We start from the raw sequence: 14,958 nt of genomic DNA, 5'->3' as shown, positions 1-14,958 counted from the left end.
CCCGCAGAGGCGGGACACGGGGGACGGGTGGGATGTGCAGGGCATGCGGGACGTACGGGAGCAGGAGGACGGGATGACGCAGGACCGGCTCGCGGTGGTGTCGGGCGGCGGCACCGGGATCGGGCGGGCGATCGCCGCCCGGCTGGCCGCCGACGGGCACCGGGTGGTGATCCTGGGCCGTCGGCCGGAGGTGCTGGAGCAGGCCCGGGAGGCGATCGAACGGACCGCCGGTCCGGGCCGGATCGTGCCGCTGGCGGCAGACCTGACCGACCCGGAGGCGGTCGAGGCGGCCGCCGGGCGGATCGCCGCCCTCGGGCCGGTGGACGTGCTGGTGAACAACGCGGGCGCCATCGTGACCCCGCCCGACGGCGATGGCTTGGCCGCCCTGGCCCGGGTCTGGCGGCGGGACCTGGACGCCAACCTGCTCACCGCCGTCCTGCTCACCACCGCGCTGCAGGGGCGGCTGCGCCGGCCCGGCGGGCGGCTCGTGGTGATCAGCTCGGCGGCCGCCCAGCGCGGCGGCGCGGGCCCGCACTCGGCCGGCTCGTACGCCGCCGCGAAGGCCGCCCTGCACGGCTGGGCCTTCGGCCTGGCCCGGCAGCTCGGCCCGGACGGGGTCACGGTGAACGTGCTCGCGCCCGGGTACATCGAGGACACCGAGATCTTCGGTGCCGGCTGGAGCGAGGAGTTCCACGCCGGGAAGGTCGCGGACACCCTGGTCGGCCGCGCCGGCACCCCCGCCGACGTGGCGGAGGCGGTCGCCTACCTCGCCTCACCCGCCGCCGGCTACCTGACCGGACAGGTCATCGGCCTCAACGGAGGTGCGGTGCTGGGGCGCTGACGCCATGCCGATGGCTCTGGTCGGGGCGCGAGCGGTCAGTCCCCGTCGGCGTCGGCCGCCGCGGTGGGTGTGCCGCCGGACTTGATGCCGAGCCTGGCCTCGGCGGTGGTCCAGTCGGTGGCGATGGCCTGCTGGACGGCGGCGAGGGTGGCCTGGCCCTTGCAGATCGCGGTGTGCAGGTGCGTCTCCACCGAGTCCTTGGGGTTGTTGGGGCCCTTGCCCGGGACGTGGCCGGGGGAGGGCGGCTCGACCCAGAGGTTGTGCGGGTCGTTGGGGTCGCCGCCGAGCTGCAGGCTGATCAGGTGGTCGTACTCGGCGTCGCCCATCGGTCCGGTGTAGCCGTAGGACTTGGCGTTCTCGGCCTTCTCCTTGCCGGTGATGTTCGCCGGCGGACGGATCGCCGAGGTGTAGCCGCCCGGCTTGCAGATGGTGTCGTTGATGTTGCCCTGGTCGACCGCCGGGCTGATCGCGCCGGGGGTGCAGTTCGGGTCGGGCAGTGGCTGCTTGTCCGCGGTGTAGCGGTACGTGCAGCTGCCGGGCGCGGGCTGCGGCTGGACGTCGTACGAGCTCTTCGGACCGGGGCCGGTGACGATCGCCGCCGGGGTGGGCGCGGCTCCCGGGGCGGGTGCGACTCCCTGGGTGGGCGCGGCTCCGGGGGTGGGTGCGGCGGAGCCGTGCCCGGTCTGCCGGGCGGTGTGGCCGCCGCCAGACGAGCAGCCTGCGGCTGCGGCGAGCAGGACGGCCGAGGCTATGGCCAGGGCGGCGCGGACGGGAGCCGGCACGGGTTCCTCCAGGTCGGGGCGGTGGGGCGGGCAGGCGGCCGACGGGTCGGCCGGTTGCCGTGCGCCAGCGGACACTACCGTGTCAACGGGGCCGAAGGGGTGACACCACGTCCGGGCGCGGGAGGACCGTGCGGGGCGCGCGGAATCGTTTCCGCGACGCTTCGGGGCCGGGCGGAGCCTGGGCGGGGATCGGGCGGAGGTCGACCGGAAGCGACATCGGGCGGAGCAACCCGGCACGACGCTCAGCACCACCCCCGGGCCGAAGAGCTCCCCGGGCGGCACCGCGGGGGCGGCTACTGCGCCGCGATCCAGTCCGAGACCAGCTCGTCCAACACCCCCAGCGGCAGGCTGCCGTGCCCGATCAGCTGGTGGTGGAACTCCCGGATGTCGAACCGCCCGCCCAGCGCGGCCTGCGCGCGGTCGCGGTGCCGGACGAGCTCCCGGCGGCCGATCAGGTACGCGGTGGCCTGGCCGGGCCAGGCGATGTAGCGGTCGATCTCGTTGCGGACGTTGGCCTCGGTGGTGGCCGTGTTGTCCCGCATGAAGGCGATCGCCCGCTCCCGCGACCAGCCGTAGTGGTGCAGGCCGGTGTCCACGACCAGGCGCACGGCCCGCAGCGCGTCGAGCGACAGCATGCCGAAACGGGAGAGGTCGGAGCTGTACAGCCCCATCTCGTCCGCCAGCCGCTCGGTGTACAGGCCCCAGCCCTCGACGTGGGCGGTCAGCTGGCTGCTCGGCCGGCGCCGGAACTCCGGCAGGTGGTGCAGCGTCTGGGCGACGGCGATCTGGAGGTGGTGGCCGGGCACGCTCTCGTGGAAGGCGATCGCCTCGTACTCGTACCGGAACCGGGTCTGCGGGCGCAGGGTGTTGATCCAGTGGGTGCCGGGCAGGCCGCCCGGGCCGGGCGGCTGGTAGTAGGCGAGCGGCGCGGTCTCCGCCTCGATCGGGTCGATCTCCCGGGTCACGCAGTCGACGATCGGGTAACTGCGGAAGTAGTCGGCCGAGGCGCGGCGGGCGCGTTCCAGCGCGTCGTCGACCAGGGCGATGATCTCCCCGGCGCTGTCGAAGCGCAGCGTGCGGTCCTCGCGCAGCGCGGCGAGCACGGCCTCGGGGCCGGTGATGCCGAGCACCTTGCCGCCCAGCTCGGCGAATTCCTCGCGCAGCACCGCCAGGGTGTCCAGGCCGATCCGGTGGACCTCCTCCGGGGTGAGCCCGGGCCGGGTGAAGCGGGTCACTGCGTCGGCGTAGCCCTCGACGCCGCCGGGCACGTGGCAGACCCCGGCCTCGTCGTCCGGCCGGGCGTCCGCGGCCAGCCGCTGGGCCAGCCCGGCCCGGTAGCGGGCCACGGCCGGGCGGACGCCGTCGCGCACGATCACCCCGGCCCGCTCGGCCTCCGGGCGGCCCTGCAGCGGGCGCAGCAGTTGGTCGTCGGCGGGGCCGGTGGCCAGGTAGGCGTCCAGCTGGGTGATGGCGGCGTCGACGCCGCTGCGCAGCGGCCGGCGGCCGGCGGCGGCCGTGTCCAGGAAGCGCTGCAGGACGGCGTCGAAGTAGCCGGGCAGGCCGGCGAGGCGCTCCAGGTAGGAGTCGGCGCCCTCGTGGTCGACGGAGGTCATGATGAGGGAGGTGAAGGCCTCGTTCTGTGGTGCGGTGATGGTCGCCGAGACGCTGAAGTCGGCCAGCCCGTGGGTGATCTGACCGGTGCCGTTGTCGATCAGCCGCCCGAGCACGCGGTGGGTGACCTGGTCGTCGCCGGTCAGCGCGTCCACCGGCAGCGCTGCCAGCCGCGCCCGGAAGCCCGCCAGTACCTCCCGGTGGCGCAGCGCGGCCTCGCGGGACGGGTCGGGCACCTCGTGGGCATAGCCCTCGACCCCGCTGAGCGTCGCGTCGAACGGGGCGTAGGAGTTCTCGGCGGCGAAGAACTCCGTCGCGAGTGCGGCGAGTGCGGCAGATGTGGCGGATGCGGCGGGGGTGGCCGGCGCGGTGGGTCCGTCTTGGTGCGGCTGGTCGGTCATCGGTCGCTCCCGGGTCCGGTGTGGTCAGTGCGACGAGGGTTCCCTGGGGCGCCCCGGTTGCGCCGATTATTCGGAGTCGGCGGCGACGCGGTCAATACACGGAGCGCTCGATCCACGGAGCGGTCAATACGCGGCGCTGGGGCAGGAGTTCCCCCCTGCCCCCAGCGGCACGTCGCCGACCCGCCGTCAGCGGTAGCCCTCCGGGGCGGCCGGCCTGCCCGCGTCCTGCACCTCGACCAGGTAGCGCCAGCAGTCCGGCCGGCTGCCGTCGCGGTCGGTGAAGCCGTACTCCCGGGCCAGCTGCCCGCTGGACAGCGACTGCCCGTTCCACCGGGAGACCCCGGGGTCGGCGGCGAGGGCGGCGACCGCCCGGCCGACGAAGTACGGCGTCTCGGAGATGCCGAAGTGCGGCTCCCGGGCCACGGCGTCGCGCCAGTTCTCCTCGGTGACGCCGAAGTGCTCCAGCATGATCTCGGAGCGCATCCACCCGGGGGTGAGCGCCAGGGCGGTGGCGCCGCGGGGGCCCAGCTCGTGGCCGAGGGAGAAGGCCATCCGCAGCACGGAGGCCTTGGCGAGGTCGTAGAAGAAGGAGTTCCGGTAGGTGGCGTCGTTGTACTCGGCGGTGCCGTCGGTCATCTCGACGACCAGGCCGCCCGGGCGCCGCAGCAGCAGCGGGAGGGCGTGGTGGCTGGTGACGGCGTGCGTCTCCACCGCGAGGCGCAGCAGCCGCAGGCCGTCGTCCAGGTCGTGCTCCCAGACCGGGACGTTCCAGGCGAACAGCTTCTCGCCGCCCCAGATGTCGTTGACCAGGATGTCCAGCCGGCCCTGTTCGGCGTCGATCCGCTGCACCAGGGCGGCCACCTGGGACGGGTCCAGGTGGTCCGTCGGCACCGCGATGCCCCGGCCGCCGGCGGCGGTGACCAGGTCGGCGGTGTCCTCGATGGTCTCCGGGCGGTCGTACTCCGAGCGCCGCTCCCGGGTGCTGCGCCCGGTGACGTACACCGTCGCCCCGGCGGCGCCCAGCTCGACCGCGATGCCCCGCCCCGCGCCCCTGGTCGCGCCTGCGACCAGGGCGATCCGACCGTCCAGTGCCCCTGCGACCCGTGCCATCCGTGAGCTCCCTGCCTGCCGACGACTGTGCCGACGCCCGTTCCACGGACGTCGGCACCATCGTTGCGCAGGGGTCTGACAATCGGGCCCGGACGGCGGCCGGGCGCGGGGGTCAGCCGGCCTTGGCAGCCTTGGCGGCCTGGGCGGCGGCCTCCTTCTCGTGCTTGTCCTTGATCCGGGCGGTCTCCTTGCGGACGTCCACCTGGTTGGCGCGCTCGTGCTGCAGCCAGAGCGGGTTCTCGGCCTTGATCGCCTCGATCTGCTCGGTGGTGAGCGCCTCGGTCACGCCGCCGCGGGCCAGGCCCGAGATGGAGATGCCGAGCTTGGCGGCGACCACCGGGCGCGGGTGCGGGCCGTTCTTGCGCAGGTCCTGGAGCCACTGCGGCGGGTCGGCCTGAAGCGCGCTGAGCTCCTCGCGGGAGACCACACCCTCCTGGAAGCCGGTCGGCGCCGCGTCGAGGTAGATCCCCAGCTTCTTGGCGGCGGTGGCCGGCTTCATGGTCTGGCTGGTCTTCTGCTTGAGCGATGTCATGGTGACAAGGGTAAGGGAGTGCGCGGGCGCCTACGGTCACGGTCGGTAGCCTTGCCCTGTGACAGAGATGCAGGTGAACCCGTCCTTCCGGCTCGCGTACGTCCCGGGCGTGACCCCCGGCAAATGGGTCCGGGTGTGGGCCGAGCGGCTCCCGGACGTCCCGCTCGACCTCCGCGCGCTCTCGGCCGAGGACGGCGAGGCGGCCCTGCGCGAGGGCACCGCGGACGCCGGACTGGTCCGGCTGCCCGTCGACCGGGACGTGCTCAGCGCGATCCCGCTCTACACCGAGACCACCGTCGTGGTCTTCCCCAACGACCACTTCCTCGCCGCCGCCGAGGAGGCCGAGCTGGGCGACCTCGCCGAGGAGGTGGTGTTCCACCCGCTCGACGACACCCTCGGCTGGCCGGCCGGGCTGCCCGGGCGCCCGGCGATCGACCGCCCGGCCACCACGGCCGACGCGATCGAGCTGGTCGCGGCCAACGTCGGCGTGCTGCTGGTGCCGCAGTCGCTGGCCCGGCTGCACCACCGCCGGGACCTCACCTACCGGCCGGTCGCCGAGGCGCCGCAGTCCCAGGTGGCGCTGGCCTGGCCGCAGGACCGCACGACGGACCTGGTGGAGGAGTTCATCGGCATCGTCCGGGGCCGTACGGTCAACAGCTCGCGCGGGCGCGGTGCCCAGCCGGCGGAGGAGCCGAAGAAGGCCTCTGCACAGCGCAAGCCCCAGCCGCAGAAGGCCGGCGCACAGAAGGCCGGCGCGCAGAAGGGCGGCCCGCAGAAGGGCAAGCCGAGGCCCTCGGCGGGTGGCCGGGGCTCGGCCACCCCCAAGCGCGGCAAGCCGAAGCGCCGTTCGTAGGGCCCCGATCCCGTAGGGCCCAGGTGCTGGCCGGAGCCCGACGGGGCGCGTACCGTCGGGCTCCGGGCGCTGCCCGCCCCATCCGGTCGAGGGGTTGAAGGAGCGGGCCATGTGGCACGACCTGGTGATCGTCCAGATTCCGATCGTGGAGAAGATCCTCCGGACGATCGCGGTCTACGCGTTGATCCTGCTGCTGTTCCGGGTCGCGGGTAAGCGCGGGTTGGCGGGGTTGAACACCTTCGACATGGTGGTCGTCTTCCTGCTGTCCAACGTGGTGCAGAACGCGATCATCGGCAATGACAACAGCCTGCTCGGCGGTGCCATCGGCGCGGTCACGCTGATCGCGGTGAACTCCGCCGTCACCCGCTGGCTGGCCCACGACCCGCGGGCCGCACGGTTGTTGGAGGGCACGCCGACCACCGTGGTGCGCGACGGCGCGCTGGTCCCGGGCGCGCTGCGTGGGCTGGCGCTGCGGGCCTCCGAGATCGAGCACGCCGTCCGCGTCCAGAACGGCGACACCATCCGGGACGTCGCGGTCGGCCGCTTGGAGCCCGACGGTCAGCTGGTGATCACCCTCAAGCCCGACGAGCAGGGCGCCACCCGCGGCGACGTGGAGGACCTGCGGCGTCGGCTGGACACCATCGAGCGCCTGCTCACCACACTGGCGGCCGACCGGTCCAAGGACCGCTGACCCGGGCGGCATCCCAGGGGTCCGGGATCGGAACGGCGGCCTCCGGCCCGGCGGCCGGGGCGGCGTCGGCCGCGACCGAACGTGAATCCGGGCAGGGATACGGCCAGTTGGTGCCGCTGCCGGCGCCGGTGACGCCGGCAGCGGCAGTGCGTCGCGCGGCGGGTGTTCCTGGACGCCGGAACGTACGCCTGGAGTTTCAGCGCGCCCGGCGGGCGAGGGTGGCCGTGAAGGGGCGCGGGGACAGCGAGGCGCTACGGGCCGGGCGGATCCGGCGGCCGGGGGTGGGGATGACGGTCCAGCGGGCGGCGATGGTGGCGATGGCGAGGACGGCCTCGGTGGTGCCGAAGGCGTCGCCGATGCAGCGGCGGGCGCCGAGGCCGAAGGGGGCGTAGGTGCCGGGCACGGGGCGGGCGGTGGTGAGCCAGCGGTCCGGGTCGAAGCGGTCGGGGCAGGTGAACACGTCGGCCCGGCGGTGCAGCAGGTAGGGGCTGTACAGGATGGTGGCGCCGGCCGGGACGCGGTGGCCGCCGAGTTCGGCGTCGGCGGCGACGGTGCGGCTGAGGATCCAGGACGGAGGGTAGAGCCGCAGCGTCTCGGCGACCACGCGGGCGGTGAGCGGCAGCGCGGGCAGGTCCTCGTGGCGGGCGGGGCGGCCGTCGAGCACGGTGTCCAGTTCGCTGTGCAAGCGGTCGCGGAGGGCCGGGTTGGTGGCGAGCAGGGTCCAGGCCCAGGAGAGGGTGGCGGCGGTGGCCTCCATGCCGGCGAGCAGGAAGGTGACCACCTGGTCGTGGATCTCGGCGTCGGAGAGCCCCTGCCCGTCCTCGTCGCGGGCGCTGAGCAGCATGGACAGCAGGTCGTGGTGGTCGGTGCCGGCGGCGCGGTAGTCGGCGATCAGCCGCCGGGTGATCTCCTGCAGGTCCTGCCGGGCGCGGCGGAAGCGGCGGTTCTCCGGGGTGGGAATGCGGTCGGTGCCGGGCAGCGGCAGCATGACGCGCCGGCCGACGCCGCGGGCGATGGTGTCCATGCTGGCGTGGACGGGAAGCGACCCGGCCCGCTCGTGGGCGGCGAACAGGCAGCGGGCCGTCACCGCGGTGGTGAGGCGGTACATCGCGGTGGGGACGTCGACCACGTCGCCGTCGCGCCAGGTGGCGGTGGTGCCGGCGATCTCCTCGGCCATCATCGCGGCGTAGCCGGGCAGCCGGTCACGGTGGAACGCGGGCTGCAGCATACGGCGTTGGCGCCGGTGCGCGGCGGCGGGGCAGGTGGCCAGGCCGTGGCCGAAGACCTCGCGGGCCTTGTCGAGGACGATCCCGCCCTTGTCGTAGGTGCGGTCCTCGGTGAGCAGTCGGCGGACCAGCTCGGGGTGGCAGGCGACGTACGCGTCCAGCGGGCCGAGCCGCAGCCGGACCAGGTCGCCGTGCGCGGGCAGTCCGGCGACGAAAGCGAGCGGGCGGCGGAGGAAGGCGGGGGCGTGGCCGAGCAGGGGGAGGGCGCCGGGGGCGGTGGCCGAGGTGTACTGGGTGGGCACGGGCGTCACCTTGGGGTGGAGGGGAGGACCGGAATGGTTCGCGCTCCCGATCTTTCCCGGAGGCCGTCGGCGAAACGATCTGCGACCGGCGGGCGGGGTGAACGCGGGGGCGCAGGCCGAACGCCCGTGCGCCGTCGGAGCCCGGGGTCCGCGGCTGGGTTTCCGGGGCGACGGGGGGTATCCCCGGGCGCCGCCCCGCCCCTACACTGCGAAGCTCTTGCGAGACTACCGGTCAGTAGGGAATGGGGAGTTCGGATGACCGACGAGCGGGCCCACGGTTTCACCGACGACGCACTCGGCGAGCACGACGCCGTGGCGCTGGCCGCCCTCGTCCGCGCCGGAGAGGTGGCCCCCGCGGAGCTGGCCGCGGCCGCCGCCGCCCGCGCCGCCCGGATCGACGCGACGCTCACCCCCGTCGCCCACGCCTCCTACGACCGGCCGCGGCTGGGCCCGGGCGGCGCCGACGGCCCGCTGTACGGCGTCCCCACCTTCCTCAAGGACAACGTCGACCTGCGCGGGCTGCCGACCACCATGGGCAGCGAGGCCTTCCGGGCCCGCCCGGCCCGGCGCAACGCCCGCTTCACCGACCAGTTCCTCGCCACCGGCCTGGCCGTCCTCGGCAAGACCCGGCTGCCCGAGTTCGGCCTCAACGCCTCCACCGAGTTCGCCACCGCCCAGCCGGTGCGCAACCCCTGGAAGCCCTCGCACTCGGCCGGCGCCTCCTCCGGCGGCTCGGCCGCACTGGTGGCCGCCGGAGTGGTGCCGATCGCGCACGCCAACGACGGCGGCGGGTCGATCCGCATCCCGGCGGCCTGCTGCGGGCTGGTCGGCCTCAAGCCCACCCGGGGCCGCCTGGTCTCCAACGCCCAGGGCGGCAAGCTGCCGATCGACCTCGTCACCGACGGCGTGCTGACCCGCTCGGTCCGCGACACCGCCGCCTTCTTCGCCGCCGCCGAGCGCCACCACCGCAACCCCCGGCTGCCCCCGCTCGGCCTGGTCGAGGGCCCGGGGCGGCGCAGGCTGCGGATCGGACTGGTGACGGACTCGCCGACAGCCACCACCGACGAACCCACCCGTGCGGCCGTCGTGGAGACCGCCGCCCGGCTGGCGGCGCTCGGCCACCACGTGGAGGAGACCACCCTGCCGTTCGGCGAGGAGTTCTCCCGCGACTTCGTCCTGTACTGGGGCTACATCGCCCTCGCCATCGCGCTCAGTGGCCGGCTGATGCTGGACCGCAGCTTCCGGATCAACCGGCTGGACGGCCTGACCACCGGGCTGCGGCGGCTGTACCAGCGGGAGTTCCTGCGCACCCCGGCCGTCCTGCGCCGGCTGCGCCGCGCCGAGGCCGCGTACGCGGGCGTCTTCCGCACCCACGACGTGATCCTCTCCCCGGTGCTCGCCCACACCGCCCCGCCGATCGGCCACCTGAGCCCCAACGTGGCCTTCGACGAGCTGATCGAGCGGCTGCGGCGCTACGTGGCCTTCACCCCGGTCAACAACGTGACCGGTGGGCCCGGCATCGCCCTGCCCACCGGCGCCGCGCCGAGCGGCCTGCCGATCGGCGTCCACCTCTCGGCCGCGCACGGCCAGGAGCGGCTGTTGCTGGAGCTGGCCTTCGAGCTGGAGGCGGACCGGCCCTGGCGGCGGATCCAGGACTGACCGGGCCCGGGACCGGCGGGGTCCGGGACTGACCGGATCCAGGACCGGCGGGGGGCCAGGGCGGCCCTCAGCCCGACAGCACCGCCTGCGCCGCCCGCACCTCGTGGTGCAGCCGGGCCAGCGCGCAGTCGGGGGAGACGCCGTCCGGCTCGGCCTCGGGCAGCGGCCTGCGGCTGCGCAGCGCCTCGGCCAGGTCGGTCAGCTCCCGGGTCAGGGCACCGACCTCGGCCGGGGACGGCGCCGGCGCGCCGTGCTCCACCCGGACCCGGGTGGCGGTCGTGGTGTCCACGATCCGCTCGACCGCGATCACCAGCGGCCACCAGGCCTCGGCCCGGGCCCCCACCGGTGGCGGCTCGGTGAGCGCTCGCTGGAACTCGCTGCGCACGGCGGACAGGTCCCGGTAGAGCCGCCGCCGGCACCGGGCGCGGGCCGGCTGGTCGATGCCGGGCCCGGTGGTGAAGGCCAGCGAGACGTACGTGGCGGTGTCCGCGACGGCGTCGGCCAGCCGTTCCCCGATCCGGGTGTGCCAGGACTCCGGCCACAGCAGGTAGCCGGCCAGCAGCGAGATGCCGCAGCCGACCAGTGAGTCGTACAGCCGGGGCAGCGCCAGGTGGAAGCCCTGGTGGTTGAGCAGGTCGGAGAGCAGCAGGATCACCGGGGTGATGGCCGCGGTCTGGAACGCGTACCCCTTCGCCGACAGCGCCGGGATGAGCGTCGCCAGCGCCGCCATCACCGGTACGTCCCACCAGCCGTGCGGCACCTCGGCCAGCACGGGGGCGGCGATCAGCAGCCCGGCAGCGGTGCCGAGCGCGCGCAGTACCGCCCGGGAGAACACCGAGCCGAAGTCGGGCTTCATCACGAAGGTGACGGTGAGCGACACCCAGTACGAGCGGGGCACCGCGATCACCGACACCAGGATCTGGGCGGCGCCGATGCACAGCGCCAGCCGCAGCCCGTAGCGCCAGGACGCGCCGGACAGCAGCAGCGCGCGGGCGGCCCGGCGGGCGCGGACCTGCAGCGCGGCGGGCCGGCCGAGCCGGTCGGCGGTGGCGTACGGGTCCGGCGCGGCCTCGTGCGCGACGGCCCAGGCGTGGCCGATCGCCTCCACCAGGGCGCGGGTGGACGGCCCGGCCGGGTCGGGCAGCCAGGGCGGCGGGGCCGGCCCGGTGCGCCCTTGCCCGACGGCCTCGGCGAGTTCGCGCACCGCCGCGGGGTAAGCGGGCGGCAGCGGGCCGTACTCGCGCGGGCGCAGCTGTGCCGCCGAGGTGGCCTCCACCACCGGGACGACGGCGTTGAGTTGGGCGAGCAGCCGCACCAGGGCGGGGGAGCGGCCGTGCCGGCGGGTGCGGCGGGCGAGCAGGAGGTCGTAGGACTGGTTCAGCGACTGGGTGAGCGCCTGCCGCCTGCCGTCGTACCCGGGGGTGCCGGTGGCCTCCAGGAAGGCGGCGACCGCCCGGTAGGTGCCGGCCACTGCGGAGCGTTCCGGCGTCCCGCCGCGCAGCGGCCAGGCGAGCAGGGTGAGGCCGAGCACCACCAGGCCGCCGAGCAGCAGCAGGCAGGACGGCAGCCACCAGGGGGAGGGCAGCGGCAGGCCGGCGCCGACCACCGCGTCGAGGAGCAGGAGCAGTCCGGACACCGAGGCGACCGCGCCGATCGAGGAGATCATGCCGGAGACCAGTGCGACGGCGGTCAGCACGGCGACGGCCGTCCAGCCGGCTCCGTACACGAGGGTGCCGAGCAGGACCCCGAGCGAGCCGAACAGCTGCGGCACGGCGATGTTGAACACCCGCATCCGGTACGCGTCCGCGGTGTCCCCGATGACCCCGGACAGTGCGCCCATCGACACCAGCGCGCCGTACCCGGGCCGCCCGGTGGCGGTGCCGACGGCGAGCGGCGCGGCGAGCGCCACCGAGGCCCGGGCCACCGCCGCCCACGGGATCGGCGCGGCCTTGGGCCGCAGGCTCTCGGTCAGCCAGCTGGGCGGGGCGAGCCGGACGGCTCCGGGGCGGCGTGTCACAGGCCCAACGTACGACCCGCCCCGGATCGCGGCCCGCTTGACGGCGGGGTGCAACCGTCGGGAGGCCGTTCTGGTTCACGTCAGGTTTATGTCAATTCCCGAAACATACCCGGGTGGTTATGTCAGCCTCCGAAACATAAAGCGAACCCCAAGGGGCGCCTGAACTGCGCGGATTTCCCTATTGGTAACCGGCCGTCGAGGGTTGACACCATTAGTTGGTCTAGTCCAACGTATGGGGAGCGCGGTTCGGCAAAGGCTGAGGCAGGGTGAGAGTCCTTGCCGAACGGGCGAGTTGGCCCTCTGACGTGGCGGAACCCCGTGGGCGGGGCCCGGGCGGTACGGAGCGTATGCGGACCAGCGTGCGGTCCGCGGGCCGAATTCCACATACGGCGAGTGACGGGCCATCGGCTCGCTGTGCCCGCTTTGTGCGTCCAGGAAGCGCTGCGCCGACTACGAACCATGGAGTGACTGCCCATGCCGAGCCCTGACGGATATCTGCACCGAGCCGCCTCGGAGCGCCCCTACTTCAGCGAGGACGGGGAGAGCTACCTCGCGCGGACGGCACTGCGCGAGGTCCGCAAGACGCACCCGCTGCGGGTGCTCTCCGAGGAGGACTACGCCTTCTGGCAGACCTACGGCTACATCGTGGTCAAGGAGGCCGTCCCGGCCGAGGCCGCGCGCCGCCTGCTCGACTTCGCCTGGGACTTCCAGGGCCTGTCACCCGACCGCCCCGAGGACTGGTACCGCGAGCGCGACTACCGCGACGAACTCGACCAGCACCTGCACATCTACGGCTTCGTCGAGGCCTACCACCACCAGCTGATCTGGGACAGCCGGCAGGCCCGGCGGGTCTACGACGCCTTCGTCGACGTCTGGGACTGTGAGGAGCTCTGGGTCACCCTCGACCGGCTCAACCTCAACCCGCCGAACATCCGCAACCGCGACCGCGCGCTCATCGAGCCCACCGACAAGGGCTTCGACATCGAACTGCACTGGGACGTCGACACCGTCCAGGGCATGCTGCCCCAGCGCGTCCAGGGCATCATCGCGCTCGACGACACCCACCCCGACCACGGCGGCTTCCAGTGCAACCCGGAGCTGTTCCGCCGCTTCAACGAGTGGCAGGCCGCCCAGCCGGCCGACCGCGACCCGATCCGCCCGGACGTCGACCGCACCGAGTTCCCGGTGGTGCGGCCCGAGTTGAAGGCCGGCGACCTGCTGATCTGGAACGGCCTGCTCGCCCACGGCGTCGCCCGCAACACCTCCGAGAGCGGCGTGCGCGCCGTGCAGTACCTGTCGATGATGCCCGCGCTGGAGGAGGCCGAGCAGATGCGCCGCTCCCGGGTGGAGTCCTGGCGCACCCTCGCCACCCCGGACTGGAACCGCACCCTGGTCGGCGACGCGACCCGCCACGAGTCGCTGCGCTACGGGCCCGCCGAACTCACCGAGCTCGGCGAGCGGCTGCTCGGCCTGCGCTCCTGGGGCGGCCGGGAGTTCGCCGACCACAAGCCCGCCGACCACAAGCCCGCCGAGTCCACGGGGGAGCCGGAATGCGCGCCGTCTGCCTGACCCTGCCCACCAACCGCGAGTGCGCGGCCACCATCGCCGCGATCGGCGCCGAAGCCGCCTACGCCGCACGGCGGTTCGGCGTCCGGGTGCACCTGCTGATCCTGGACTCCGCCGATCCCGCCGAGTTCGAGCGGCACGCCGAGGCCGTCGCCGCCCTGTCCGCGGTGGCCCTGCCCGCCGCCGGGCAGACGGACGCGGGGCAGGTGGACCCCGGGCAGGTGGTCGCCGGGCAGGTGGTCGTCCACCACCTCGACGAGGCCGCCCAGCGCACCTTCCTGCGCGACGTGATCGAGCGCTCCGGGGCCGCCGGGCCCGACAAGCTGCTCGACCTGATGCTCCCCGACGCCGTCTCCTACGGCGCCTGCACCAACCGGGCGTTCCTGCTCGCCGGCGCGCTCGGCTGCGACTCCGTGCACCGCCGCGACTCCGACAGCGCCTACCAACTGCTCGACGGCGAAGGGGTGTTCCCGATCGAGCACGAGCTCGCCACGCTCGGGCTCAAGGCCGCCGACGCGGCCGCCGCCATCACCGAGGACACCCTCGACCCGGTGCACGCCGACAAGCCCGTCGCCCTGGTCGGAGGCTCCTTCGTCGGTGAACTCTCCGTCGACATCGGCGAGATCCGCGAACTCGACCCGGACGCCTACCACCAGGTCGTCGCCCTCTGGGCGCCCACCGGCGCCAGCGAGGAGGACCGGCGCGAACTCGTCGCCGAGTCCTTCACCGGCGGCGGCACCGACCCGTTCACCGCCGACCGGGCCGTGCTCGACCTGCCCGACATCTGGCGGATCGACATGTGCAACGTCGCGCTGGACCACGAGGTCTACGACCGCGTCCCGCTGCCGCCCGCCACCGCCACCATCGGCAGCGACTACTTCCTGCTGCACCTCGTCCGCGATGCCACCCTGCCCGGCGTGGTGCACAACCGCCACATCGTCAACTACTACACCCCGGAACGGCGTACCGGCCCCGGCTTCACCGCCTACCAGCTGCGCTACGCCAAGTTCCTGCTCTCCATGCTCTACCTGTACCCGGTCTACTTCGAGATGGAGGCGGCCGGCGGCGCCCTCCTCGACGAGGCGCACCACGTCCGCCCCGACGTCATCGCCGACTCGGCCCGCCGCAGCGCCGCGACGGACCGTGCGGAGAACCACCGGCGGCTCGCCGCACTGGACCACTGTTACCGGCAACTCGGCGGGAAGTACGCCGAGTTCGCCGACCACCTGGCGCCCCAGCGGGCGCGTCTGCTCGACGAGGCGCAGGCGGACATCGAGGACTTCGCGCTGCTGATCGACGCGTGGGGCCCGCTCATGCGGGCGAGCAAGGCCACCCCCGCCGACCGGCTGCCGCGGTAGCCGCACCGG

12 protein-coding genes are annotated in these 14,958 nt (G+C 74.2%); 6 read left to right on the top strand and 6 right to left on the bottom strand.

Features of this window, described 5'->3' with window-relative positions:
- Window positions 1–43 precede the first annotated feature (43 nt).
- Complete coding sequence (locus tag ACIOJE_RS04750; RefSeq protein WP_280682580.1) at window positions 44–841, top strand: SDR family NAD(P)-dependent oxidoreductase; 798 nt, start codon at window positions 44–46, stop codon at window positions 839–841.
- A 35-nt stretch (window positions 842–876) separates the two neighbouring features.
- Here ACIOJE_RS04750 and ACIOJE_RS04745 read toward each other — a convergent pair whose 3' ends face one another.
- The 4 genes from ACIOJE_RS04745 to ACIOJE_RS04730 all read right to left on the bottom strand — a co-directional run bounded on the left by ACIOJE_RS04745 (window position 877) and on the right by ACIOJE_RS04730 (window position 5,277).
- A complete protein-coding gene (locus ACIOJE_RS04745; protein WP_400773309.1) occupies window positions 877–1,623 on the bottom strand; it encodes a hypothetical protein in 747 nt (248 codons plus the stop codon).
- A gap of 293 nt (window positions 1,624–1,916) precedes the next feature.
- Entirely contained in the window at window positions 1,917–3,635 is a 1,719-nt protein-coding gene (locus ACIOJE_RS04740) for a DUF885 domain-containing protein (RefSeq protein WP_400773308.1), read from the bottom strand.
- Between the two features lie 186 nt (window positions 3,636–3,821).
- Window positions 3,822–4,745: an SDR family oxidoreductase gene (locus ACIOJE_RS04735; protein ID WP_400773306.1), complete on the bottom strand. Its 924-nt coding sequence runs from the start codon at window positions 4,743–4,745 to the stop codon at window positions 3,822–3,824.
- Between the two features lie 112 nt (window positions 4,746–4,857).
- The gene (locus ACIOJE_RS04730) at window positions 4,858–5,277 is read right to left on the bottom strand and encodes a DUF5997 family protein (protein WP_280682573.1); all 420 of its coding nucleotides are present in this window, start codon (window positions 5,275–5,277) and stop codon (window positions 4,858–4,860) included.
- Window positions 5,278–5,344: 67 nt separating this feature from the next.
- Between ACIOJE_RS04730 and ACIOJE_RS04725 the strand changes: the two genes are divergently transcribed.
- Both ACIOJE_RS04725 and ACIOJE_RS04720 read left to right on the top strand, forming a co-directional pair.
- Window positions 5,345–6,130: a LysR family substrate-binding domain-containing protein gene (locus ACIOJE_RS04725; protein ID WP_400773420.1), complete on the top strand. Its 786-nt coding sequence runs from the start codon at window positions 5,345–5,347 to the stop codon at window positions 6,128–6,130.
- Window positions 6,131–6,239: 109 nt separating this feature from the next.
- Complete coding sequence (locus tag ACIOJE_RS04720; RefSeq protein WP_280682571.1) at window positions 6,240–6,821, top strand: DUF421 domain-containing protein; 582 nt, start codon at window positions 6,240–6,242, stop codon at window positions 6,819–6,821.
- 196 nt (window positions 6,822–7,017) lie between these two features.
- Here ACIOJE_RS04720 and ACIOJE_RS04715 read toward each other — a convergent pair whose 3' ends face one another.
- Window positions 7,018–8,349: a cytochrome P450 gene (locus tag ACIOJE_RS04715; RefSeq protein ID WP_280682569.1), complete on the bottom strand. Its 1,332-nt coding sequence runs from the start codon at window positions 8,347–8,349 to the stop codon at window positions 7,018–7,020.
- Window positions 8,350–8,604: 255 nt separating this feature from the next.
- On the opposite strand from ACIOJE_RS04715, the gene ACIOJE_RS04710 reads away from it, so the two are divergent.
- Complete coding sequence (locus tag ACIOJE_RS04710; RefSeq protein ID WP_400773303.1) at window positions 8,605–10,008, top strand: amidase; 1,404 nt, start codon at window positions 8,605–8,607, stop codon at window positions 10,006–10,008.
- A 67-nt stretch (window positions 10,009–10,075) separates the two neighbouring features.
- Here the strand turns inward: ACIOJE_RS04710 and ACIOJE_RS04705 are convergent, their stop codons facing one another.
- Window positions 10,076–12,025 carry an FUSC family protein gene (locus tag ACIOJE_RS04705; RefSeq protein ID WP_400773301.1) on the bottom strand — a complete coding sequence of 650 codons (1,950 nt, stop codon included), beginning with the start codon at window positions 12,023–12,025 and terminating at the stop codon, window positions 10,076–10,078.
- 474 nt (window positions 12,026–12,499) lie between these two features.
- On the opposite strand from ACIOJE_RS04705, the gene ACIOJE_RS04700 reads away from it, so the two are divergent.
- Both ACIOJE_RS04700 and ACIOJE_RS04695 read left to right on the top strand, forming a co-directional pair.
- Window positions 12,500–13,594, top strand: a complete 1,095-nt coding sequence (locus tag ACIOJE_RS04700) for a phytanoyl-CoA dioxygenase family protein (protein ID WP_400773299.1) — start codon at window positions 12,500–12,502, stop codon at window positions 13,592–13,594.
- A complete protein-coding gene (locus ACIOJE_RS04695) occupies window positions 13,576–14,949 on the top strand; it encodes a DUF6271 family protein (RefSeq protein ID WP_400773297.1) in 1,374 nt (457 codons plus the stop codon). The genes ACIOJE_RS04700 and ACIOJE_RS04695 overlap by 19 nt, the downstream gene beginning before the upstream one ends.
- Window positions 14,950–14,958 lie beyond the last annotated feature (9 nt).

The sequence above is a fragment of the Kitasatospora sp. NPDC087861 genome (assembly GCF_044742585.1).
Taxonomy (GTDB): domain Bacteria; phylum Actinomycetota; class Actinomycetes; order Streptomycetales; family Streptomycetaceae; genus Kitasatospora.
The sequence above is the reverse complement of the archived record's forward strand: the minus strand, read 5'-3'. Positions and strand labels throughout refer to the sequence as shown.

Bases quoted from the DNA above. Each gene is read 5' to 3' on its own strand.
- ACIOJE_RS04750 (WP_280682580.1), top strand. From the start codon at position 44: ATGCGGGACGTACGGGAGCAGGAGGACGGGATGACGCAGGACCGGCTC.
- ACIOJE_RS04740 (WP_400773308.1), bottom strand. From the start codon at position 3,635: ATGACCGACCAGCCGCACCAAGACGGACCCACCGCGCCGGCCACCCCC.
- ACIOJE_RS04735 (WP_400773306.1), bottom strand. From the start codon at position 4,745: ATGGCACGGGTCGCAGGGGCACTGGACGGTCGGATCGCCCTGGTCGCA.
- ACIOJE_RS04730 (WP_280682573.1), bottom strand. From the start codon at position 5,277: ATGACATCGCTCAAGCAGAAGACCAGCCAGACCATGAAGCCGGCCACC.
- ACIOJE_RS04725 (WP_400773420.1), top strand. From the start codon at position 5,345: ATGCAGGTGAACCCGTCCTTCCGGCTCGCGTACGTCCCGGGCGTGACC.
- ACIOJE_RS04720 (WP_280682571.1), top strand. From the start codon at position 6,240: ATGTGGCACGACCTGGTGATCGTCCAGATTCCGATCGTGGAGAAGATC.
- ACIOJE_RS04710 (WP_400773303.1), top strand. From the start codon at position 8,605: ATGACCGACGAGCGGGCCCACGGTTTCACCGACGACGCACTCGGCGAG.
- ACIOJE_RS04700 (WP_400773299.1), top strand. From the start codon at position 12,500: ATGCCGAGCCCTGACGGATATCTGCACCGAGCCGCCTCGGAGCGCCCC.
- ACIOJE_RS04695 (WP_400773297.1), top strand. From the start codon at position 13,576: ATGCGCGCCGTCTGCCTGACCCTGCCCACCAACCGCGAGTGCGCGGCC.